This is a genomic window from Alkalispirochaeta alkalica DSM 8900 (genome assembly GCF_000373545.1).
Classification (GTDB): Bacteria; Spirochaetota; Spirochaetia; order DSM-27196; family Alkalispirochaetaceae; genus Alkalispirochaeta; species Alkalispirochaeta alkalica.
This window is the reverse complement of the sequence record NZ_KB891701.1, coordinates 1-22,474: the sequence shown is the minus strand read 5'-3', so window position 1 is coordinate 22,474 and position 22,474 is coordinate 1. Positions and strand designations below refer to the sequence as shown.

The 22,474-nt window shown below is 60.4% G+C and carries 18 protein-coding genes; 5 read left to right on the top strand and 13 right to left on the bottom strand.

From position 1 onward, the window contains the following. Positions 1 to 146 precede the first annotated feature (146 nt). Entirely contained in the window at positions 147 to 1,370 is a 1,224-nt protein-coding gene (locus B071_RS16225; RefSeq protein ID WP_018526205.1) for an HD domain-containing phosphohydrolase, read from the top strand. Further along, the gene (locus B071_RS0106025) at positions 1,367 to 2,167 is read left to right on the top strand and encodes a lipase family protein (protein WP_026245028.1); all 801 of its coding nucleotides are present in this window, start codon (positions 1,367 to 1,369) and stop codon (positions 2,165 to 2,167) included. Before B071_RS16225 ends, B071_RS0106025 begins: the two co-directional genes overlap by 4 nt. Here B071_RS0106025 and rbsK read toward each other — a convergent pair. From rbsK to B071_RS0105990, 7 genes are all read right to left on the bottom strand, one after another. Next, positions 2,118 to 3,110 carry a ribokinase gene (gene rbsK / locus B071_RS16220; protein WP_018526204.1) on the bottom strand — a complete coding sequence of 331 codons (993 nt, stop codon included), beginning with the start codon at positions 3,108 to 3,110 and terminating at the stop codon, positions 2,118 to 2,120. The two genes, B071_RS0106025 and rbsK, sit on opposite strands and share 50 nt — an antisense overlap. Continuing rightward, complete coding sequence (locus B071_RS0106015) at positions 3,107 to 4,093, bottom strand: ABC transporter permease (RefSeq protein ID WP_018526203.1); 987 nt, start codon at positions 4,091 to 4,093, stop codon at positions 3,107 to 3,109. The genes rbsK and B071_RS0106015 overlap by 4 nt, the downstream gene beginning before the upstream one ends. Further along, a complete protein-coding gene (locus B071_RS0106010) occupies positions 4,084 to 5,580 on the bottom strand; it encodes a sugar ABC transporter ATP-binding protein (protein ID WP_018526202.1) in 1,497 nt (498 codons plus the stop codon). Before B071_RS0106010 ends, B071_RS0106015 begins: the two co-directional genes overlap by 10 nt. A gap of 78 nt (positions 5,581 to 5,658) precedes the next feature. Continuing rightward, positions 5,659 to 6,597 carry a D-ribose ABC transporter substrate-binding protein gene (locus B071_RS0106005; RefSeq protein ID WP_018526201.1) on the bottom strand — a complete coding sequence of 313 codons (939 nt, stop codon included), beginning with the start codon at positions 6,595 to 6,597 and terminating at the stop codon, positions 5,659 to 5,661. Next, on the bottom strand, positions 6,594 to 7,604 hold the full coding sequence (locus B071_RS16215) for an ABC transporter permease (protein ID WP_018526200.1): 1,011 nt from the start codon (positions 7,602 to 7,604) through the stop codon (positions 6,594 to 6,596). The genes B071_RS0106005 and B071_RS16215 overlap by 4 nt, the downstream gene beginning before the upstream one ends. Then, on the bottom strand, positions 7,604 to 7,999 hold the full coding sequence (gene rbsD / locus B071_RS0105995; RefSeq protein WP_018526199.1) for a D-ribose pyranase: 396 nt from the start codon (positions 7,997 to 7,999) through the stop codon (positions 7,604 to 7,606). The genes B071_RS16215 and rbsD overlap by 1 nt, the downstream gene beginning before the upstream one ends. Further along, on the bottom strand, positions 7,996 to 9,054 hold the full coding sequence (locus B071_RS0105990; RefSeq protein WP_018526198.1) for a LacI family DNA-binding transcriptional regulator: 1,059 nt from the start codon (positions 9,052 to 9,054) through the stop codon (positions 7,996 to 7,998). Before B071_RS0105990 ends, rbsD begins: the two co-directional genes overlap by 4 nt. 209 nt (positions 9,055 to 9,263) lie before the next feature. Between B071_RS0105990 and B071_RS0105985 the strand changes: the two genes are divergently transcribed. Further along, complete coding sequence (locus B071_RS0105985; RefSeq protein WP_018526197.1) at positions 9,264 to 11,423, top strand: PAS domain S-box protein; 2,160 nt, start codon at positions 9,264 to 9,266, stop codon at positions 11,421 to 11,423. Between the two features lie 200 nt (positions 11,424 to 11,623). Here the strand turns inward: B071_RS0105985 and B071_RS0105980 are convergent, their stop codons facing one another. The 6 genes from B071_RS0105980 to B071_RS0105955 form a co-directional block, all read right to left on the bottom strand. Then, on the bottom strand, positions 11,624 to 12,463 hold the full coding sequence (locus B071_RS0105980; RefSeq protein ID WP_018526196.1) for a carbohydrate ABC transporter permease: 840 nt from the start codon (positions 12,461 to 12,463) through the stop codon (positions 11,624 to 11,626). 11 nt (positions 12,464 to 12,474) lie between these two features. Further along, on the bottom strand, positions 12,475 to 13,416 hold the full coding sequence (locus tag B071_RS0105975) for a carbohydrate ABC transporter permease (protein WP_018526195.1): 942 nt from the start codon (positions 13,414 to 13,416) through the stop codon (positions 12,475 to 12,477). Positions 13,417 to 13,515: 99 nt separating this feature from the next. Next, positions 13,516 to 14,814, bottom strand: coding sequence for an ABC transporter substrate-binding protein (locus B071_RS0105970; RefSeq protein ID WP_018526194.1), 1,299 nt, complete (start codon positions 14,812 to 14,814; stop codon positions 13,516 to 13,518). Between the two features lie 278 nt (positions 14,815 to 15,092). Next, positions 15,093 to 16,433 (bottom strand): sigma-54-dependent transcriptional regulator, encoded by a 1,341-nt coding sequence (locus tag B071_RS16210; RefSeq protein ID WP_018526193.1) that lies wholly within the window; start codon positions 16,431 to 16,433, stop codon positions 15,093 to 15,095. After that, positions 16,430 to 18,529, bottom strand: coding sequence for a sensor histidine kinase (locus B071_RS0105960; RefSeq protein WP_018526192.1), 2,100 nt, complete (start codon positions 18,527 to 18,529; stop codon positions 16,430 to 16,432). The genes B071_RS16210 and B071_RS0105960 overlap by 4 nt, the downstream gene beginning before the upstream one ends. After that, complete coding sequence (locus B071_RS0105955; RefSeq protein ID WP_157703050.1) at positions 18,526 to 19,761, bottom strand: extracellular solute-binding protein; 1,236 nt, start codon at positions 19,759 to 19,761, stop codon at positions 18,526 to 18,528. The genes B071_RS0105960 and B071_RS0105955 overlap by 4 nt, the downstream gene beginning before the upstream one ends. A 460-nt stretch (positions 19,762 to 20,221) precedes the next feature. Here B071_RS0105955 and B071_RS18325 point away from each other — a divergent pair, with 460 nt between their 5' ends. Next, entirely contained in the window at positions 20,222 to 21,934 is a 1,713-nt protein-coding gene (locus B071_RS18325; protein WP_018526189.1) for a sensor histidine kinase, read from the top strand. Then, on the top strand, positions 21,934 to 22,474 hold a 541-nt coding region (locus B071_RS18320; protein ID WP_018526188.1), incomplete at its 3' end, for a response regulator. The genes B071_RS18325 and B071_RS18320, both read left to right, overlap by 1 nt.

Below are 22,474 nucleotides of genomic sequence, written 5' to 3'. Positions count from 1 at the left end.
GGGATCACCCCGGCTCGAATCCCGGGGTGATGAGGGGGTGAGCGTGTGATCCCGGTCACCAATCAAGAGAACCAGACGTCGAGACGGCCCGAGGCCCCGTCCCGGGGACGTTGCCATGGGGCGGGATCTTCCCGTAGCATAGGGCGATGAATATCGACAGAGATCCTCCCCCTCTGGTGAGGTGGTGGCGTCGTCTGGCCTGCGATCTTCGCAGTGGTCGGGGGTGCCGCCGAAAACCTGATCTTCTTCGGGGTCTTGAGAATCTCGCTCCCGGAGGTGCCCTGGAAGATCTGATCAGCGCGCTCCACCCGCTCCTGGCGACGCACCTTCCCTGTGATCGGGTTGCCCTGGCCTTTCTTGATCCCTTCGGGAACGTGATCGCCGAATCGGCCTTCTCGGCGATGCCCCGGGTGCATCTTGATCCGGGATTTTCCGCCGTTTTGTCGGAGACCACCCTTCCCCAAGTGGCCGAAGGGGGCGAAGCGCGTATTATCGGGGATCTTGCCAGACATCACGATCGCGTCCACCGGTCCCGCGCTACCCGATTGATTCTCCAGGAGGGACTCCTCTCGAGCATCACAGCGCCCCTCTACATTCAGGGGCGTTGCCTGGGGTTTCTCTTTGTCTCCAGCCGGGAACCGTACGCCTATCGCGACAGGGACGCGCAGCTGGTCATGGATGTGGCGGCCCGTCTGCGCGAACGATTCTACTATTCCTACTTGCTGCAGCAGGTTCTGGCACAATCGGCCGAGGGCTTTGTCGCGCTGGCTCAGAAGAAGGATAACGAGACCTCGGAGCATATTATCAGGATGTCCCGCTACAGTTATCTGATCGCGAAGCAGCTTCTCTCCGGGGGATACCCCGTGACCCCGAAGTTCGTCCGGGAGATTCTCTGGTTCTCACCGATGCACGATATCGGTAAGATCGCCATTCCCGATGCGATTCTGACCAAACCGGGAGCTCTGGACGAGGCGGAATGGGAGATCATGAAGAGTCACGTCGAGGAGGGCGAGTCGGTGGTGGAGGCGATGAATCGCAGTATTTCGGCGAGTTTTTCCGGGGATCTCCTGAAAACAGCTCGGGAGATTGTGGCCGGTCACCACGAACGGTGGGATGGCCGGGGCTACCCCCGGGGCCTCGCCGGGGAAGATATCCCCCTGGCGGGGAGGATCGTGGCCGTGGCCGATGTCTTTGATGCCCTGACCACGGCGAGGCCCTATAAAAAAGCTTTTCCTCTGGATGCGGCCCTGGAGATGATGTCCCGTGAGGAGGGGGCGCAGTTCGATCCGCGAATATTTGCGGCCTTCCTGGAGGCCCTTCCCGCGATCACGGAGGTGTATCGGGAGCTGCAGGGGACAGATGACCCGTGAGGGGGGGCGCAGGAGTCCCCGGGGGGAGGGGGGTTATAGTAGGGGCTGCGCTGGGGCTGCTCCTGTCGTGTCAGACCTTCTTCTCCGGCGAGCGTCCGGAGGATCTGTTGCGCGAGGGAGGATACGGGGGGGAGGAGTTCCATCGCTTTCTGCTGATGTGCCGGAGTGTCTGGAGGGAGTACGAAACCTTTCCCGAGACGGGTTGGAGCCTCGAGTATATCCGTCACGACGGGACAAACACCCTGGGGGGACTGCTGCGGAAGGGGGATCTTCTCTATGTCATTTTCCGGGGTTCCCAGGCTCCCGGGGATCGCACCGATCTGGGACAGAATCTGCGGTTTCTTCCCCGACGACCTCCCTTCGGCGATCAGCCGTCGGTCAGGATCCACCGGGGGTTTCTGGAAAAATATCTGGGTATCCGCGATGACCTTCACCAGGCGCTGTCCCGGGATCCTCCCGGGCGGATCGTCTTTGTCGGCCACAGCGGGGGGGGTGCCCTGGGGGTGATCGCCTTTTTTGATCTCGTCGGGAGGCTTCCCGAGATCGAGATGTCGGTTGTTACCTTCGGCATGCCCCGGGTTTTCAATCGAGCCGGTGCGGCCTGGTTTAAAGAGCACCATTCCAGGGTGCTGCGCATCGTGATGGGCCGCGATGCGATCGCCGGAGTCCCCCCGGCCTTTCTGGGATTCCGTCACGTGGGGCGACTCGTGCGCGTGGGCGATCGGTCGCTTCTTCCGCTCTTCTCCTTCAGGGATCACTGGCCGGGGTATCGCGATTTTTTTGCTCCCCCGGAGTGATCCCGGCTTTCTCCAGGAAGGAACTCAGCTGGGCTGCCGTGGGCATTGCCGTCTGCGCTCCCAGCCCCGTGGTGGAGAGGGCCGCCACAGAGTTTGCACGAATGACGGCCTCCCGGGGTGAGAAGTGATGTGAGAGCGCCCAGGCGAGCCCTCCGTTGAAAGAATCGCCCGCTGCAGTAGTATCGCGGGCTTCCACGGGAAATCCCGGGAGGAGTTCTGCCCGATCTTCCAGGGCAAGCCAGGCTCCCCGGGCTCCGGCCTTCACGACAGCCCGGGATACGCCGTGTCGCACCAGGGCCAGGGCAGCTTCCCGCTGTCCCCCGGCGGAGGAGGTGGCGATCCCGGTTATGAGGGCTGCCTCGTGCTCGTTGGGTGTACACCAGGAGAGGGCGCCCAGGAGTTCCCGGGGAAGGGGGGCTTCCGGTGCCGGAGCGGGGTCCAGAATAACCTGGGCTCCCCGCCGTGAGGCGATGAGGGCCGCTTCGATCACGGCAGGGAGGGGGATCTCCAGTTGGAGCAGGAGAATATCCCCTTCGGCGATCCCCGCCAGAGCGATGGAGACCGCCCGATCGTCCCAGCACTCATTGGCTCCTGCCACAACAACGATACGGTTCTGGCCCCGCTGGTCTACCTCGATCAGGGCGGTGCCCGTAGTCTTGCCCGGGATGCGTTCTACCTGGTTCACCTGGACACCCTCGCGTATCAGGGTGGCCAGATATTCCTCTCCAAAGGAATCGTCTCCCAGACGGGCTGCCATGGAGGGGCTCCCGCCGAGGCGCGCCACAGCCACAGCCTGGTTTCCTCCTTTTCCTCCCGGAAAGGTGTGGAAGGTTCGTCCCGGGAGGGTTTCCCCCGGCTGGGGAAAGCGATCGACCTGGACCACCAGGTCCACGTTGAGGCTGCCCAGGACAAAAATTCTGGCGGGCCGGTGGGTTTCAGTCATGATAACGCTCCTTGCGATGATTCGCCATGCCTCTCTTTTGTCCACAGATCGAGCATGACGGCGGCGATGAAGATTGCTCCGATGATTACCTGCTGAAGATAGGAAGAAATACCGAGGAGGTTCAGGCCGTTGGCGAGAGTTCCCATCAAAAGCGCCCCCAGCAGTGTTCCTGCCAGCCCTCCTGATCCTCCCGCGAGGGATACCCCACCCAGAACGGCTGCAGCGATAGTTTGCAGCTCCAGTCCCACCGCAGCCTGGGGTTGCGCGCTCCATAACCGCGCGGTGAGAATGATTCCTCCCAGGGCCGCCATGCCTCCGCTTATGCTATAGGCGCCTATCTTTATCCAGTGGACGGATATACCGGCCAGTCGCGCCGTTTCCTCGTTTCCTCCCAGGGCATAGAGGTGAGCTCCAAAAGGGGTGAAGCGCAACAGGCCCTGGAAGAGAATCAGGATGATCAGGAGGATCAGGAGGGAGACCGGTATGCCCGCCACGCGATCTCCCAGGAATGTGAAGGACGCCGGGATTCCCGAGATGGGTCTTCCCTGTGTATATACCAAGGTCGCTCCCCGGGTTATCGCCATAGTTGCCAAAGTAACCACAAAGGGCTGAAATCGTCCTGCTACGATGATGAACCCGTTGATTCCCCCCAGAAGGGCCCCCAGCGCGAGGACCATCGCGATTGCCAGGGGGACGGGAACAGCGTGTCCTGTAACAAGCCCCGCCGCCAGAGCACCGCAGAGCGCTACCAGAGACCCCACAGAGAGATCGATCCCTCCAGTAATGATTGGGAAGGTAATCCCGATCGCAACAACAGCCAGAAGAGAAGACTGTTCAAGGATGTTCACGACATTACCGATCCGGAGAAATCTTCCCGAGAGAAGCGAGAAGCAGGCAAAGAGGAACAGGAAAATAAGCGCGGAGCTGTGGCGAGCGAGCGCTCCCTTCCAGGAAAACCTTCGGTGTGTGCTGTCTATTCCCACGATGTGCCTCCTGCGGCCTTATGCATGATCAGATCCTGTGTTGCTTCACCCTGGTTGAGAATTGCAACGCTTTTCCCCTCTCTCATCACCAGGATACGATCGGAGATTCCCAGTATTTCCGGTAGCTCCGAAGAGATCATGATAATCGCAACGCCCTGGGCAGCCAGGTCCTGGGCGATGGTGTAAATCTCGGATTTTGCCCCGATATCGATTCCCCGCGTGGGCTCGTCGAGAATGAGAACCCGGGGCTTCAGCGAGAGGCACCGTGCGATGATGACCTTCTGCTGGTTCCCTCCCGAGAGATGTTTTATTCTTTGAAGAGGACTGGGTGTTTTGATATTGAGACGATGAAAGTAGTCCCGGATAAGACGGAGAAGAAGGCGGGGCCGGATAATCCCGAAGGGGAAGACCCTGTCGAGCATGGAAATAGCCAGGTTATCGCGAACGCTCATGTTGAGAAATAACCCCTCGGCCTTCCGGTCCTCAGGAAGGAAGGCGAAGCCGTGACGCATCATGGCTCTGACCGAACGGGGAACGATCTGCTCTCCTTGAAAAAGAAGCGTGCCCCCCTGAAGGGGGTCCAGGCCCATGAGGGCTCGAGCCACTTCGGACCTCCCCGCTCCTACCAGGCCGGCAACACCCAGAATTTCTCCCGAACGGAGCGAAAAGGAGACATCGGTGAAACGCTGTCCCGAGAGATGCTCTGCCCTCAGGATCGTATCACCCCGAGAATCTTTGCCCTGAGGAAAAACCTCCTTCAACTCCCGCCCGACCATATATCGAACGACAGAATCAGGCGTGAGATCTGCGGTGGGAGCAGAGTGCACAGTCTGGCCATCGCGCAGAATGGTGATTGTGTCGGCGATGGAAAAGATCTCCTCCAGGCGATGGGAGATGTAGATCAGGGCGATTCCGCATTTTTGCAGCTCCCCGATAATTTGAAAGAGTGTGGATGTTTCCCGGCTCGTGAGCGAGCTTGTGGGCTCATCCATGATAATCACGCGGGCCCTGAGCGAGAGAGCCTTGGCAACTTCGACCATCTGCTGTTGGGCGATGGACAGTGTTCCTGCGGGTCTGGAGGGATCGACGGAGACGTGGATCTGGTTCAGAAGATCGGTGGCACGGGTGTGCAGAGCGGCGTAGTCCAGCAGGATCCCCCCCGCCTTTCGTGGTTCCCGGCCGAGAAAGATATTTTCTGCCACACTTCGCAGAGGAAGAATGGTGAGTTCCTGGTGTATCATGGCGATTCCCAGATCCTGGGCCTCCCGAGGATTTTTCAGGATTCTTTCCTCGCCATCGATGAAGAGCGTGCCCTCATCGCTCGCGAGGGCACCGGATATGATTTTCATGAGCGTGGATTTTCCCGCGCCATTTTCGCCCACAAGGGCATGAACAGATCCCGGCGAGACCGAGAAGGAAACGTTTTTCAGGGCCTGAACACCAGGAAAGCTCTTCGTGATTCCCTGTGCTTGCAAGACAAAATTCATAGCGAAGACTCCTGTGCCGGGAGGCGGAGCTATCTCCCGGCGGGGTGCGCCGGGAAACGTCTACGACGGTGCAGTTACCTAGAAATGGTCAACATTTTCGGCGGTGACCAGCTGCAAATCAACGGGAATAGAAGATTCCACTGGCTTCCCTGCAAGGTAGTTCAGGGCAGTGATGACGCCCAGCCGGCCCATCTCTGCAGGTTTCTGGGCAACCGTTGCGTGGAGTTTTCCGTCAGCAACCGCTGTCAAGGCGTCCTCCACAGCATCAAAGCCCACAAAAATCATATCACGAGCACGTCCTGCTGCCTCGGCTGCCTGAATTGCCCCCAGAATCATCTCGTCGTTGTGGGCGAATACGCCCTTCAGATTGGTCTGGGCCTGCAGAATATTCTGAAAGACATCGAGGCCCTCGGTGCGATTAAAATTGGCCGTTTGGGCTGCCACAAGACGGACATGTGCTGATCCGGATACTACCGAATTGAAGCCCGCTCCCCGGTCCCGGGCGGCCGAGGTGCCGGGAATACCCTGCAATTCGGCGATCTCCCCCGTTCCTCCGATCTTTTGGAGGAGATATTCTGCTGCCAGGGACCCTCCGGCCACGTTATCACTGGCGATATGAGAGACCACGGTTCCTCCATGTGCTCCCCGGTCGATGGTAAAGACGGGAACGCCCGATTGATTCGCCCGGTGTACGCTTGGAGCGATTGCATCAGAATCGGTGGGGTTGATCAGCAAAGCCGATACTCCGCGTTGCAGGAGGTCCTGGATATTGCTCGCCTCCCGGGTGGGATCGTCCTGGGAATCGACAACGAGCAACTGCACCCCCAGTTCCCGGGCAGCCTCCTGAGCTCCGTCGCGGAGTGTGACGAAGAACATGTTGTTCAGGGTTGATACCGAGAGTCCCAGAACGGGGGCTGTGCTGTCTGCTTCTTTTTCACCCCGCCCTGCTGCGGCAGCGGGAAGAACCAGCCCTCCCATGAGGGCCGTAACCAGGATACACAGAACTGTTCGTTTCATACCTCTTCTCCTCCTTGAAATTTTTGGCCCCTGCCGGGGCCGTAATGTCGTGTAATACAGGAACGGCTCGGGCTCTTTCCGGCAGAGTGAACGAAAAGAGCCGCCAGGATAACGACGCCCTGAAGGATCTGTGCGTAGAAGGGGGAAATATTGAGGATATTTATGGCATTGGTGATCATGGCCATCATGATCGCACCCAGGAGCGTTCCTCCCAGATTCCCCGTCCCTCCCGAGAGGGCTGCGCCCCCAACAACAACGGCTGCGATAGCGTTCAACTCGTAGCCGGCGCCCATGACGGGCTGGGCAGAATCGAGTCGAGCAACAAGAACCATGCCTGCCAGGGCGGCGAGCATACCCGACAGGGTATAGGCCGTGATTATGGTGGTTGGTACGGGGCATCCCGCGTAACGGGAGGCTTTCATATTATTACCAACGGCATAGATGTAGCGTCCAAGATTTGTTCTCGCCAGGAGGAACGTTCCGGCGAGATAGACCGCCGCGACGATCCACAGCGGAGTGGGGATTCCCAGCACAGATGATGACGCCAACAGAAGAAACTCTCGGGGAAGCCCCGTAACGGGCCTTCCCCCGGAGAGGCTGAGGGCCAGCCCTCGCGAAAGCGTCATCATTCCCAGGGTTGCAATAAAGGGAGGTATCTTCCCTTTTATTACGACGAGACCGTTGGCGATGCCCAGCCCTGCGCCAAGAGCCAGACCTCCCAGGATTGCTCCCGGCACGGGAAGAGGGCTCTGCAGTATTCCGGCCGTTACAACTGCGGTGAGTCCGAGAATCGATCCCACCGAGAGGTCGATCCCTCCAGTAATGATTACCAGGGTCATTCCTGCGGCCAGGAGGGCGTTTACCGAGGACTGCAGGAGAAGGTTGAGAATGTTACGGGTCGTGAGGAACTGTGGTGAGAGGAGCGACAAAAGGGCTGCCAGAAATAATACCGCACAGAGGAGCCCGAAGTGATGACCCTGCCGGTGGTTCTTGAAAGAGCTCTTCATCAGAAGACGACTCCCGATTGCAGGATCACGTTTGCGTAGGGGGAAAACTCTCCCGTTCGCACCATCCCTTTGACAGACGGGGAGAGAGCCTTTAGTTCGTGGTGGGGGAGGGTTCTCACAGGAATTCCCGGGAGCGTCGCCAGCAGTTCCTGATAGAGATGGGGCGAGGCTGAAAGAAACTCTTCTGCCACGAGAGCCTCTTCGACGTGCATTTCGGTCACGATGGTTCTGACGGTATCGATGAACCCGGGGATACCCGGACACAGGGCGAGATCTATTCTTCGAGGGCCCTGGGGACAGGGAAGTCCTGCGTCAGCGACGAGGACCGTATCGGTGTGGCCCAGTTCGGCAATAAGGCTCGACAGGGGTTGGTTGAGAAGGGCGGTCTTTTTCACGGGTAATCGTGCTCCCTCTGTGACGCAGGCCCCGAGGATTCCCGAATAATCAGGGTAGGGGCCAGTACGCGATGGTGAACCGGAGATTGCGACGGGAGATCGGCCTGTATCTCCGGGGTGTGGTCGTGCCGGTGTAGCGAGGCTATTCGTTCAAGTAGCAGGGTTGTAGCGGCTTCGACGATCTGTGACTTTTCCTGTCGCAGGGTGGTGAGAGCGGGTACCGCGTATTCTGCAAGGTGGATATCGTCAAACCCGATAACCGAGAGATCATGGGGGACCCGCATTCCCCGTTTTGCCGCTCCGTGGAGGACACCCAGAGCCATCAAATCATTCGAGGCAAAGACAGCCGAGGGAAGATCTCCTGTGTCGCACTGATCGAGGAACTTTTGCAGACCGCTTTGGATCCTGAAATCTCCATGGGAAATTAATTGGGGAAGATCAGCCCGCTCCATTGCCCGTTGATATCCCCGGAGACGATCCTCGGTGGAGGCGATCCCCTGGGGCCCGGCGATGCAGAGTATCCGCCGGTGTCCCTGACCAAGGAGATAGTCCGTGGCTACCTCGGCTCCCTTCTGGTTATCCGTGACCACTCGATCCAGGGGCAGGTCGGGAATATCCCGATCTACCAGAACACAGGCCATCCGCTGGCGGCGGAGCATCTCAATTGCTTCAGGATCGTTTCCGGTGGAAACAAAAATAGCTCCCTCCACGGCTTTGTCGATCAGAAGCTGTAGATAGGCCAGTTCTTTCTGAGGATTCTGCTCGGTATTGCAGATGATCACGTTGTATCCCTGATCAAAGAATCGATCTTCCAGAAGTCGTGCTACTTCAGCGAAATAGGGGTTTGTGTTGTCAGGGACAAGGACACCCACTGTGCGCGACTGGCGACGGCGGAGACTTCGCGCCAGTCCGTAGGGACGATAGTCGAGGTCTTCGATAGCGGCCATGACCCGTGAAGTGAGCTCGTCGCTGACATGACGGGTTTTGTTAATGATATGGCTCACTGTGGTGGGGGAAACCCCTGCCCGGTTTGCAACGTCTTTTATCGTAGCCATCTCAAAAAACTCCCGAACAATAAAAAATAATAAGAAATCGTTTGCGCAAACGATTTCTTCAATTGTATCCCTGGAAACCGGGGGCGTCAACAAAAATATTGCTCTCCCGAGGGAATTGTCCCGAGCGGATCATCCCTGCCGCTTTACCCTACTACGTGGTGTCGGAGCGTGGTTTTTTCTATACTAGGAGAAGAGAAGAGGCAGAGACGATGAATCAGGACGATCACCACAGGATAGATCTCGATCTGCGTCTGATCGAACACATCGATGACGTGATCGCCCTGGTGGATGAGCAGGCGCTGTGCCGGGCGGTTACGCCCGGCATTACCCGCACCTTCGGGTGGAGCCCCCAGGATATTCTGGGAACATCCCTATGGAAGCGGGTCCATCCCGAATATATTCTCTCGGGCGAGCGAGCCCTGCAGGAGCTGATCGACGATCCCGGAGGCCTCCGGTCCATGGAGATCCCCTATCTGTGCAAGGATGGAAGCTGGCGGTGGATCGAGTTAACCGCCGTGAATCGTCTCCACGAGCCCGATCTGAACGCTCTGGTGATGACCTTCCGCCCCAGGCCCTCCCGGGTCGACAGCACCCGGTCTGGGGACGCCGGGGAGCTCCGCTACGAGACGATCGTGGAGAACCAGCAGGATCTGGTGGTCAAGACAGACCCCTCGGGGAAGATCCAGTACGCCAACCCCGCCTACTGCGCGATCTTTGGAAAACCCCTGGGAGCGCTCCAGGGGGAGAGCTTTCTGCCGCAGGTTCATCCCGACGACCAGGAGATGGTACAGCAGAAGTTCTCCGAGCTCCTCCGCGATCCCTACGAGATCTCCCACCAGGAACGAAACTGGACCGTCTCGGGGTGGCGCTGGATCAGCTGGACCACCCGGGCACTGCGCGACGAGGAAGGAGCGGTCTTCGCCCTGATCGGGGCCGGTCGGGATGTGACGGAGCAGCAGGAGCTCGAAAAGGCGCTTCAGGAGAGCGAGGTCCGGTATCGGGAACTCTTCGCCTGGAGTAACGACGGTGTTGCCGTGTACCGCGCCCTGGAGGAGGGGCAGGACTTTATCCTGCTCGATATCAATCGCAGCGGCGAGGAGATGGACCAGGTCCGGCGCGAGGAGGTCATCGGGAAACGGGCCACGGTGGTCTTTCCGGGGATCGATGAATTCGGTCTCCTCGATATTTTCCGGACCGTCTGGCGCACGGGTGTTCCCGCCTCGCACCCGGAGAAGGAGTTTCTTCGCCAGGGGGAGAAGGAATGGCGCAGCAACTACGTCTACCGGTTGCCCTCGGGGGAAATTGTCGCGATCTATCAGGACATCACCGAGCGGAAACGGGCCCGTCAGGCCGTGGAGGAGCGGGAACGCTATCTCCGGTCGATCCTGCGAACCACCGACGACGGCTTTGCTGTAATCAGCCCCACAGGAACCCTGATACGGTTGAACGACGCCTTCTGTCGCATCCACGGCTACTCACGGGAGGAGCTCGAGGGAGAAACTCTCGCGTCGCTGGCTTCTGACGGAGAGGAGGGGGCCCGACAGCTCCTGGAGACCGTCCTGGAGCGGGGAACCCTCCACTACGAGACGCAACACCGCCGGAAGGAGGGGGGGCTCTTTGACATCGAGTTCTCCTTTTCGAGCCTCCACGAGCCGACCCCCTCGATCATCGCCTTCTGTCGTGATATTACCCGGCGCAAACAGGACGAGAGCCGTATTCGGGCTCTGCTGCAGGAAAAGGAGATGCTTCTCAAGGAGGTCCACCACCGCATAAAGAACAACATGACCATGATGATGAGCCTCCTCTCCCTCCAGGCGGGGGTGCTGCGGGACCCCGAGGCGGTCTCGGCCCTGGAAGACGCCGGAAGCAGGCTCCAGACCATGGCGGTTCTCTACGACAAACTCTACCGATCGGAATCGATCGAGGAACTTTCGCTGGGAGACTACCTGCCTTCCCTGGCCGAGGAGGTTTTGGAGACCCTGGTTCCCTCGGGGAGGATCGAGGTGCGCGCCGATCTGGAGGAGATCGTTCTGGAGGCACGGACCCTCTCGTACCTGGGAATCATGGTGAACGAACTGATCACCAACGCCGTAAAGCACGCCTTTCCCGAAGACGCCGGGGGAACGATCTCCCTCGAAGCGCGTCGAGGGGAGGATGTAATCGAGATCGTCGTGGCCGATGACGGCATCACCATGCCCTCCGATGTAGATCTGGAGACCTCGCCGGGCTTCGGCCTGTCCCTCCTGCGTGCCCTGGCGCAGCAGCTGAAGGGTCATCTTCGCATCGAACGCGGCGGCGGAACCCGGGTTATCCTCGATATTCCGCTTCCTCCGGCGAAGAACTCCCTGGTAGACAGGGCCGTCCCCTGATCACGGGTCGCAGGAACGACCTGGCCCCAATCCCGGCCTGCAAGTAGACAGAATCCCCATTATACGAAGTTATTGGAGATAAATTGAATATTTGGTTTAGCTCCCATTTTTTCTACGAGATCCTCCGGCTCGGTGCCCCGACGTGGCGGGGTGTCCGGGTGGCGTCCCGAACTCCCCGCGGCGACAGGTGGTGAAAAACCCTACCCTTTGACCGCTCCCAGGGTAAGACTCTTCACAAAGTGCCTGGAGAGAAGCAGATAGGAGAAGATCACCGGCAGGGATGCGCAGGTGAGCACCGCAAAGACCAGCCCGTAGTTGGTCTGAAACTGCCCGAAGAGAAGCGCCGTTGCAAGTGGCACCGTCCGCTGGGCGTCAGAACGGATAAAGATCAGGGGAAACCAGAAGTCGTTCCACACCGGGATGAGATTCACCAGCGCTGTCGCCGCCAGAGCGGGTTTCAGCAGGGGCCTGATGATGTGATAAAAGATGCCCGCCTCGCTGCATCCGTCGATACGGGCCGCGTTGTCCAGTTCCGAAGGAACCATCTTGATAAAGTCCGTGAGGATGAAGACCCCGAAGGGAATTCCCATGGCGGTGTTCACCAAAATCAGGCTCACGATCGAATCGTAGGTTCCGTAGCGTATCATGGTCTGGAGCAGACTGATCGTCCCCAGGCGAATGGGGAGGATCAGCCCCATCACAAAGAGGAGATACAGGGCGTAGCGGAACCGGAAGGCGTAGCGCGCCAGGATGTAGGCGGCGTGAGCGGCCAGAACCACGATCAGGGTGAGCGATACCGCCGTGACGGTTACACTGTTTATAAAATAGAGGTCGTACCGCGAGGTCTCGAAGAGAGTCAGGTAATTCTGGAGGTTCAGCCTCTCGGGCAGGCCGAAGGGGTCGGTGAAGATTTCCCTGGTGCTCTTGAGAGAGGTGATCACCATGAGGTACAGCGGGTAGAGGATCGTGAATCCATAGGCCCCGAGACAGGCCCAGAGCATCGTTCGATCCCGGTATTTTCGCAGGCGTTCCATATTCATCGCGATCCCCCTTAATCCTGGAAAAACCGTTTCTTCTGGCGGTTGAAGATGAAGAGCCAGAAGGAGACCCCCAGAAAAACCATGAGCGACATGATCGTCGACACCGTGGCACCCATGCCGAGCCCCCACCCTCCCCGGGATGGGCTCTGGAAGGCGGCCCGATAGAAGAGGCTCCCGAAGATATCGGTCCCGTAGGCGGGGTTCCCCCGGGTGGTGGTCATGGCGTAGACGATATCGAACTGGGTGAAATCGCCCACGAAGATCATGATTGTCACAATTCCGATGATGGGAACCAGCGACGGCAGGATCAGGTGCCATATCTCCTGGAAAAAACTTACCCCATCGATTTTTCCCGCCTCGAGGATCTCGGGGCTGATCGAATCGATTCCGGCGGTATAGAAGAGGATCGATTCCCCCAGGAACTGCCAGCTTACGGCGATCGATACGATGGGCAGGGCGGTTTTGGGGTCACCCAGCCAGGGGTGAATGAACTGTTCGAGCCCGATAATCCGAAGCATTTCATTAAATATTCCCCAGGTCGGGTTGAGGATCATATTAAAGAGAAATCCCACCACGATTACCGAGAGCGTCGTGGGCAGAAAGCTCAGAATTCGCATGGTATGGACCCCCTTCCCCGGCCGGGTCAGCAGGACCGCCATAAAGAAGCCGAAGGCGTTCTGGATAACCATGACGATGGCGAAAAAGATGAGATTGTTTCTCAGGGCGTTCCAGAATCGTACATTGTAGGGTGCCCGCGTGAAGAGGTTCCGGTAGTTATCGAACCCCACGAACTCGCTGGGATTCATGCCGGGACCGGAGTAGAAGCTCACGCCGATCGACTGAATGATCGGCAAGAGCAAAAACCGGCCGTAGATGAGGAAGGCCGGGACCGTGAAGAGGGCGATCATGGGCCAAACGCTTCTGGTGCCGGGTATGGATGTGGTGTGGTTCATGAAAAATCCTCCGGGAGGAACGGCGAGGGAGCCCCGGGGCTCCCTCGGAATCCTCTGGTCATCTCCTGTTTCAGGAGTGCGTCAGGGTGCAGACTTTCCTTAGTTCCGGAAGGCCGGATACCAGCTGTTGAGACCGTTCTGAACCTTGGCGGCCGCCTCCTGGGGAGAGATCGCCTTGTTGTACATCAGAATCAGGGCTTCTTCCATGAGCTCGTTCCCGCTGGGAACCTGAGCCGAGAGATGCTGCCATACGGTACGGACCGTGAGGTCGGCGTCCTGGGCGGCATCGATCATCTTGGACGCCACAGGGTGGTTCAGGTCGTAGTTCCCCGGCGTGTAGGCAAAGAATCCGGGAAGCTCGTTCATGAACAGCTGGGCGAACTCCGGCGTCGATGCCCACTCCAGATAGCTCAGGGCCGCCGCGTTGCCACTGTTTCCCCGGGAGAGGCCGATGCCGGCGTCGACGTGGAAGCAGTACTGCAAGCGATCGCCCACGCGCTCCACGGGAGGAGGAAACCATCCCAGGTCATCACCGAGTCCCAGGTCCTCAAAGATGCCGATTTCCCAGGAGCCCCCGATGAACATGGCGGCGTTGCCGGTTCCGAACATCTGCTGCATGCTCACGTAGTCGATCGCCGAGTGGTCCCGGGGGAAAAACTCTTCCAGTTCCAGGGCTTTCTCGAAGGCCCGCACAAAGGGACGATCCGTGAGCCGCATCTCGCCCTTCAGGAGCTTTTGTCGGGCCGCCTCACCACCGTAAAAGTTCGCTCCCAGGCCCGAGTAGATCACCTCGTAAAGGGGCCAGCCCTCCTGCGTTCCCTGGGCAAAGACCGTCTCACCCTGCTCCTTGAGGGTTCTGCTCACCTGGATAAACTCGTCCCAGGTCCGGGGTACCGAGAGGTTGTGCTTGCGAAATATTCCCTTGTTGTAATAGACCCCGTGGGTGACTCCCACAAAGGGAATCGCGTAGATCGTCCCCTCCTCGGTCCCCCAGGCGTCGATTGCTGCGGGCGGAAAGGATTCCAGCTGGGGCAGAAGCTGGTTCAGGGGTTCCAGGAGATCCGAATCGTAGAGAACCCGGCCGGGATCGTAGGAACGAACGAAGACGATCTCGGCCCCGACCCCCGCGCCGATGGCAGCCTGCATCTGTGCATCGTATTCCTGATCGCTCACGGGGGAGAAAATCACCCGAATATCGGGATTCTCCTCCATAAAGACCCGGTTGATCCGCTGCATCCGCTGGATATCCTCGGTACGCCAGCTGGTGAAGGTGATTTCCTCCTGAGCCGGGCGGCGCTCCCCCGATCCTCCCGCAAAAAGGGTACCTCCCGTGGCGCAGAGTACCGTGGCAGCCACCAGGATCACTCCTGCTTTTCGAACCATTCTTCGCATGCTCATATCCACTCCTTTTCTGAACAACCTGGTATCTCCCCCTCGGGGAGTTGGTCTTAATAGAGCAAGAAGCGTGCCAAAGTATCAGAAAGATCGATGATGCCGGGCAAAACCACAGGAGGCGGCAGGGGGAATTTATCCAACTCTTTTTAAAAGAATGTCTTACAGTGAAGGGAGCGGGATCTCCAGTCGGGTTGCTCCTGGCAGCGCCAGGCCCTTGCCATGATTCGATGCGGTCCGGAGGAAGGTGAAGTGGCGAATAATGGCCACCGGCAGGCGAAAATTCACCACCGCTCCCGACCGGTGAGGCCGTACTTTTCCAGACGGTAGCGGAGGGTGCTGCGGCTCACCCCGATCAGTTCAGCCGTTTTGCTCACGTTTCCCCGGGTCGAGCGGAGAAACTGCTCCAGGGTCTGTTTCTCGGCGCGCTCCAGGGCCGAGAGGCCCTCTTCCTTTGAATTTTCCTCACCCGCGGCGGTGCCCGGATCGAAGACGATCGCCGTGGCGGGGATCACGCCCTGGGGAACGAGAATGACGGCACGCTGAATGACGCTGCGCAATTCCCGTACGTTTCCGGGCCAGGCCCAGGCCAGAAGCTTGGCCCGGGCCTCGTCGGTGAGGTTCTGGATCTCGGTGGAGCGCGAGAAGCGACGCAAAAAATATCCCGCGATGGGGAGGATGTCTTCCCGGCGCTCCCTCAGGGGGGGAATGGTGAGGACAAAGGTGCTGATCCGGTAGTAGAGGTCCTGCCGGAAGGTGCCCTCGGCAATCATGGCGTGGAGATCGCGGTTGGTGGCGCAGATGATGCGCACCCGGGCCGTTCGTTCCTGGCCCGCCCCCAGCGGACGGTAGCGGTAGTCCTCGAGGAACCGGAGCAGTTTGGTCTGGGCATCGAGCGGGAGATCGCCGATCTCGTCGAGCAGGAGTGTCCCATCCTGGGCCTGGGCGATCTTCCCCGGAGCATCCTCGAGAGCACCTGTGAAGGCCCCCTTGCGGTGGCCAAAGAGCTCGCTCTCGAAGAGGGTCAGGGGGATCGCCGCGCAGTTGAGCGCCACAAAGGGCCCCTCCTGGCCCGACCGGTGCCGCTGGGTCTCCCGGTGCAGGGCCCGGGCGATTCCCTCCTTCCCCGTGCCGCTCTCGCCGGTTATCAGAACGGGCACCGGCGAGAGGGCCAGCTTCTCGATCAAACCCACCAGGTTTTCCAGGGCCCCGCTCTCGAAGATCAGGGACTGTTCGGCCCCGGTGCGGCTGGGGTCCTCCCCCGACCGGGGCAGCACCCGCTCGAGGATGCGCAGCACCTCGTCCTTTTCGAAGGGCTTGGTGAGAAAGTCCTCGGCTCCGCTCTTGATGGCCTGCACGGCCAGCTCGATGGTACCGAATCCGGTGAGGACCACAAAGGGGATCGTCTTGTCCACCGCCTTTACCCGGGAGAGGAGCTCGAGACCGTCCATTCCGGGCATCCGCAGGTCCGAAAGAAGGCAGTCGGGCCGCCGGGAGCGTTTCAGGGCGTTCAGGGCCTGGTCTCCCGAGGGGAAGAGCACCGGGTGGTACCCCTGTTGCTCCAGCAGCATGGCCAGGACGATCCTCATGTTCTCTTCGTCATCGATCACCCAGATCGTCTTCACACCTCGTCTCCTCCCGCCCCATCTCCCCGACCTCCTGCCAGGGGGACCCTCAGGGAAACACGGCACCCTCCACGGGGTCCCGAGGCGATCTCCATGGCTATGCCCTGGACCTCCAGACAGCGATGGACGATGGAGAGCCCCAGGCCGTTTCCCTTTACCTTGGTTGTAAAGAAGGGGTTATAGATCTTCTCGAGAATTTCCCGGGGAATCCCCGGTCCCGTGTCTTCCACAATAACCAGGGCGAAGTCCCCTGACTCCTGCACCACCTCGAGGAAGACCTCCCCCCCCTCCTCCTGGAGAGCCTCGAAACTGTTGGTCAGGAGGTTTGAAAGCGCCTGGGAGAAGAGGGTCTCGTCTACCAGTATCGGGGGGAGATCGGGAGGGATCTCCATCGTCACCGCCGCTTCCCGGGGAAGCGAGGCCCGCAGATCCTCGAGGAGTCGCCCCGCCTCCACCGGGACCGGCCGGGCCGAGAGGGGCCGTCCGAAGGTGAGAAACCGCTCGGCCAGATCGCGCAGGGTGGCTACCTCGCTCAGGATGACCCGCAACAGTTCCCGGGCCTGATCGGAGAGTTCTCTCTGGTCCAGCTGTTCCGCGAGCATTTGGGCCGAGACGCTCATGATGCCCAGGGGGTTGCGGATCTGGTGGGCCACGCCCGAGGTCATCTCCCCCAGAGCCACCAGACGGGCTGAAACGGCCAGCTTTTCCTGAAGCGTTCGCACCTCGGTCCGATCGTCCAGGACCATGACGATACCGATGCACCGCCCCTCCTCCTCGAGGAGCCGCGAAAGGTGGACCCCCAGAAGCCGCTCGCCCCGAGGAGTCGCGACGGGGATCTCCCGGGATGCCCCGGGCTGATTCGATTCGATCCCGGCGAGGTGTTCGGCGAACAATTCCGCCACGGGTGGGGGCAGGGACGACACCAGCAGAGGATATTGCACCCTCCCGAGATCGGGAAGGGAAAAGAGCTCCCGGGCGGCCTCGTTGCACTGGGTAATCTGCCCCCGCTGGTCCGTTACGATGATACCCGAGGCGACACTCTGGAGGATCAGCGTGAGATAGCGGTTCAATTCACCGATCTGTTCGTCCCGGATCACCAGATCATCGCACATGCTGTTGATCGCCCGGGCCAGGTCGAGGAGTTCGTTCTTCACCGGTGTGGTGATGCGGAAGGCCAGGTTGCCCCGGGCAACCTGGCGAACCCCTTCCAGAAGGGCCTCCAGAGGGCGTCTGAAGGCGTTCCGGTAGAGAAGATATCCCACCAGAAGAGCCACACAGGAGGTAATGCCCACCACCACCAGCACCACCAGCTGATAACGGGTGGCCAGGTCAAAGATGTTCGATCCATCGGTGACGCTCACCAGGTATCCCGGGATGGTGCCCGACGATCTCAGGGGAAGCGTCTCCAGATAATACCGCGAACGCCATCGCCCGACCTGGAGTGTTCCCTGGCGGGCATCGCTCCGAAGCGCCTCGAGGTGATCCGGCGACCACCCCTCGCCACTGGCAATGATCAGGTTATCCGAGACCAGCACCACCCGAGCGTCGATCACCCCCTCCAGGGAGGCCAGAAAATCGTGATCCAGAACGATCCTGGCTGTCAGGATCCCCAGGGGTTCCTCGTCGTGGAGGAGCGGCGTGCGTACCGTGGCAAAGACCAGATCTCCCACCCGCTCCAGCGAGGCTTCGGGTCCCGGGGGAATCTTCCGTCCCGGGTCCCGGGGAAGGTCGGGAAGTCCCTCGCTGCTGCTCTCGCCGAAGACCCTGGGGCCAGCCTCAACGGAAAGATAATCTACCCGGGAAGTCAGACGGGCCTCGGCGAGCTCGCGGTGGAGAAGATTCAGCAGACCGTAGCGGGAAAAATCGACGATCCGCTTCTGCCCTCCCATGAGAACCGCCTTGATGGAAAGTTCCTCCATCACCGCCTCGAGGGAGGCCTCCAGGGCAGCCAGGGAGCGACGGCTCTGCTTGGTCATATACTGGGTGCTGGTATCGTTGAGAATCACCGCCATCAGGGAGAGCGAAACGATCCCCTGAAAGACCACGGTCCCCACCAGGAGGGCCATCATGAGATGGGATATCCTGACGCCCCTCACGGCGACACCCCTTCCAGGAGCTCCTCGATCTCCGCCTGGGCGGCCTCCAGTCCCTGGAGAGGATCCATCTCCAGACGGAGCACCCGGTGGACCCAGCGCTGGAAGATCTCGCTGATCTCCAGGTACTTCCGGTGGTAGGGACGATCCCGCAGGGCCGAAAGTTGCTCCACCTTCAGGGCAAAGTAGGGGTCACCCTCGGTACGGTCCTCCCAGACCCCCTTCCAGGGGGCCAGCTCGAAGGGATTTTTCTGGTGAAAATCGATCTCCGAGAGGAAGGCCACGTAATCCCAGGCCGCCTCGGGATGGTTCGACGAGGCCAGGACGCTAAACCCCTGAAAGCCGTTTACCGTGGTTTGCCCCCCTCCCGGCCCCTCCCCGGCGCGGGCCGAGGCGACGGGAATGGCCGAGGGGACCCCTGCCCTGGCCACCGGCCCCGCGCTCTCCTGAATTTTCCCCAGGAGAAAGACCCAGTTCGTGGTGAAGGCGGCATCCTCGGCCAGAAAGACCTCGGCGGCGAAGACCTCATCGGAGGCGAGGGAATAGGGATTCAGGAGGCCCTCCCGGAGCAGTTCCTGAAGCCAGCTCACCGCCTGGACCGCCTCGGGGGTATCCACACGAATTCGATCTCCCTCGCCAAAGGGGGCCAGATCACCTCCGAAGGCCCCGGTCCAGATCAGGACCTTGCACATCAGGATTTCCTCGCGCGCCAGGGAAAAAAAGATCGGGTACGGGAGTATCCCCCGGTCCCGAATGGCCCGGGCCATTCGGGTGAGTTCCTCCAGCGATCGCGGAGGATGGGAAAATCCCGCCGCGTCCAGGATCATCCTGTTCGAAAAGAGTAGCTGAAAGTCCATAAAGAAAGGAAAAGCCCAGAGTTCCCCTTCGAGCTCGAAGGTCCTGGCCACCTGGGGGACCATCCGTTCCCGGATCGTCCTGGCCAGGGGGGGAGGAACGGGAAGCAACGCCCCCTCGGAGACCAGACGGTGTGTCCAGATCACATCGGTGAGGACCACGTCGTAGGCACCGTGGTGAATTCCCCGCTGAATCCCCTCCCAGAGATCCTTGTACTCAACAAAATGGAGTCGGACCCGGTTCGGACTGTGCCGGCGGTATTCCTGGGTCCGCTCCAGGAGCGCGTCGGGTTGATAGCCCGACTGAACCATATAGAGCACATCGATCACCGGCGCCTCGGTTGCCCCCAGCGCCTGGACCGGAGAGAGGAGGAGCAGCAAAACCAGAACCCCTACCAGACTGCCGGCCGATCCGGCTCCGTCTGCGGGCTGTCGGAAGAGAGGATGATGTCTGTGCCACCGGTTCCGGCAATCGTGGATGCACCGCATATCAGGAGCGCGATTATACCACAGCCCGTACCGTTTCGGTGATGACCACAGCTCCGAATGCCCTCCCCGCCCCTGCCAGGCGCTTCTTCCCCCGACGGGAGACCTTGGAGGAAGGGAACTATTCCAATCGAGTCCTGGCACGGAAGATCGGGAATATTGATCCGGCTCGTCTTTTCTGCTACCCTGCCGGAACCACCAGATCCCCCTCGGGCACCGGGGGAGACCACCCGAGCCCGAGGTACCCGACGCGGTATGTTGCCCGCCCTCCCCGTACCGGAGCCGGGTGAACAGGCGTCTTGAGAGGTGCGGCGGTTCACAAGCCCCCTTCGCACCAAGAGGAAACCCGCTGGAGATGAAACACGTCCCCCTGCCCTTCCAGGCGGTCCTGCACCGAAAGGAAGGCCCCATTCTCTACCGCCTTCTTCTCTCCTACTCCCTGGTGGGAACCCTGCCGCTGGCGGTGGTCTGGCTCGTCCTGCTTCTGGGGGGAAACGGTCTGGTTACCCGCTATGTGGACAATCTGGGAAGAACCTATACCCACCGGGTGGCAGCGGAGATCGACGAGACCCTGGAACGATTTCGCCACGTGGGCGAGCGCCTGACCCGGGAAGAGGTGCTTCGCCGGGCGCTTGCACCCGACGAGAGCAATTCCCTGCGGCAACAGGAACTCGATCTGTATCAACTGATCTATCACGCGATCCAGGGGTTCCTCTCGGCTGTGGAAGTCCACCTCACCAGCGACACCGGGGAGATCACCTTCTCTTCCACCCGCTTTCCCTCGCGGTATGACCTGCGCAGCCAGCAGTTACGCGACCTCTACCTTCCCGAAGGAAGCCCTCCTCAGAGCCGCCTTTTTCTGGCTCCCGGAGCAGGCCGGGAGGGGTCCTTCATCATCCTGAGCCTCTGGCACCGCTTACCCGGGGGTGCGCTCATCACCGATATCAGAAACAACGCGCTGAAAACGCCCCTTCAGGCCCGAACCACGAGCAAGCTCTTCCTGGTCCATCGAAGCCAGTTCCGCAGCCTGAACCTGATCCACCCCCAGGATCACAGCAGTTTCTCGGCCCATCCCGAGCTGGGGATCGTCTTCAGCGACGCCACGGTCCGTCAGGCCGGCCCCCACACCCTGGTACACCGGAAGGACCTTCGTAGCGACGATCTCTCGGTGATTCTCATCACCGATCTTACCACCTACTTCGCCACGCTCCGGGAGATCATCCTGACGGGGTTGCTCCTGGTGGCAGTCACGACGATCATCACGGGAATCGTCTCGCTGCGCATCAGCCGTTCCATCAGCCGTCCCATCGATCTGATCGTTCAGGCCATGACCAGCGATCCCCGGGGACCCCGTCCCCTCCCCGCTGAGGCCCCGCCCATCCCGGGAACGGAGCTCAAGGAGCTCGCCCTGCACTATAACCGCATGGTGGAGACCATCGACACCCTGATTCATCGGGTCCGCCAGGAGGAGCAGGCCCTCCGGCTGGCCGAACGGCGAGCCCTCCAGGCCCAGATCCACCCCCACTTTCTCTACAACACCCTGGGCTCGATCAAATCTATGGCAAAACTGGGCGATACCGGAGCGGTCTCGTCGATCGTCACCGATCTGGGAAAGATTCTCCGCTTCTCCCTCTCCGACACGGAGAGTATGGTCCGTATCGACGAATCACTGGATCAGGTTCAGCGCTATCTGAACATACAGAAGATCCGCTTTCAGGAACGGCTCCTGGTCTCCTTCGATCGCGACCCCCAGGCGGAGTCGATCCGGATCCCCAAACTGATGATCCAGCCCCTGGTGGAGAACGCCGTGATGCACGGTCTGGAGCGAACGGCCAGGGCCGTGGAGATCACGATCCAGACCCGTCTGACACCCTCGGTGCTGGAGATCCGCGTGAGCGATACCGGACCGGGCCCGATCGGGGAAGAGGAAGACTACCAGTCCGGGGGACTCGGCCTGGGTTTGAACAATGTACGGCAACGCCTTGCGGTGATCTACGGACCCGCAGCGACCCTCACCCTCACCCGGGAGGGCCTTCGCACGGTGGCGACCATAGGGATTCCCCGGTGATGCTTCGTGTAGTGATCGTCGAGGATGAGCTTCCCCTGCTGCGGGAGCTGACGGAAACGTTCTCCTGGAGAAGCGTAAACTGCACCGTGGCGGCCACGGCTACTACGGCAGCCGAGGCGCGCCAGGTGATCGCCCGGGTTCGTCCCGATATTCTCGTAACCGATATCAAGCTTCCCGATGGCGATGGCATCACCCTGGTGGAGGAAACCACACCCCGGGCGGCGATCATCATCACCGGCCACGGCCAGATCGATTTTGCCCAGCGGGCCCTGCGGGCGGGAGCGGCAGATTTTCTCCTGAAACCTCTGGACGACGAAGAGTTGCGTCGCTCCCTGCAACGAGCCTCGATCCGGGCCCTCTCGGGAGGTTTCGGAGGGTCAGAACCCCCGCCGGGACAGAAAGAATCAGCTCCGCCCCCCTCCCCGATACCGTCTCCCGAGACACCCCCGATGCACCCCCTGGTTCACGAGGCGCTCCTCTATATCCAGAAACACTATCACCGCGATATCGGCTTGGCCGAGGCGGCCCGCCACCTGGCGA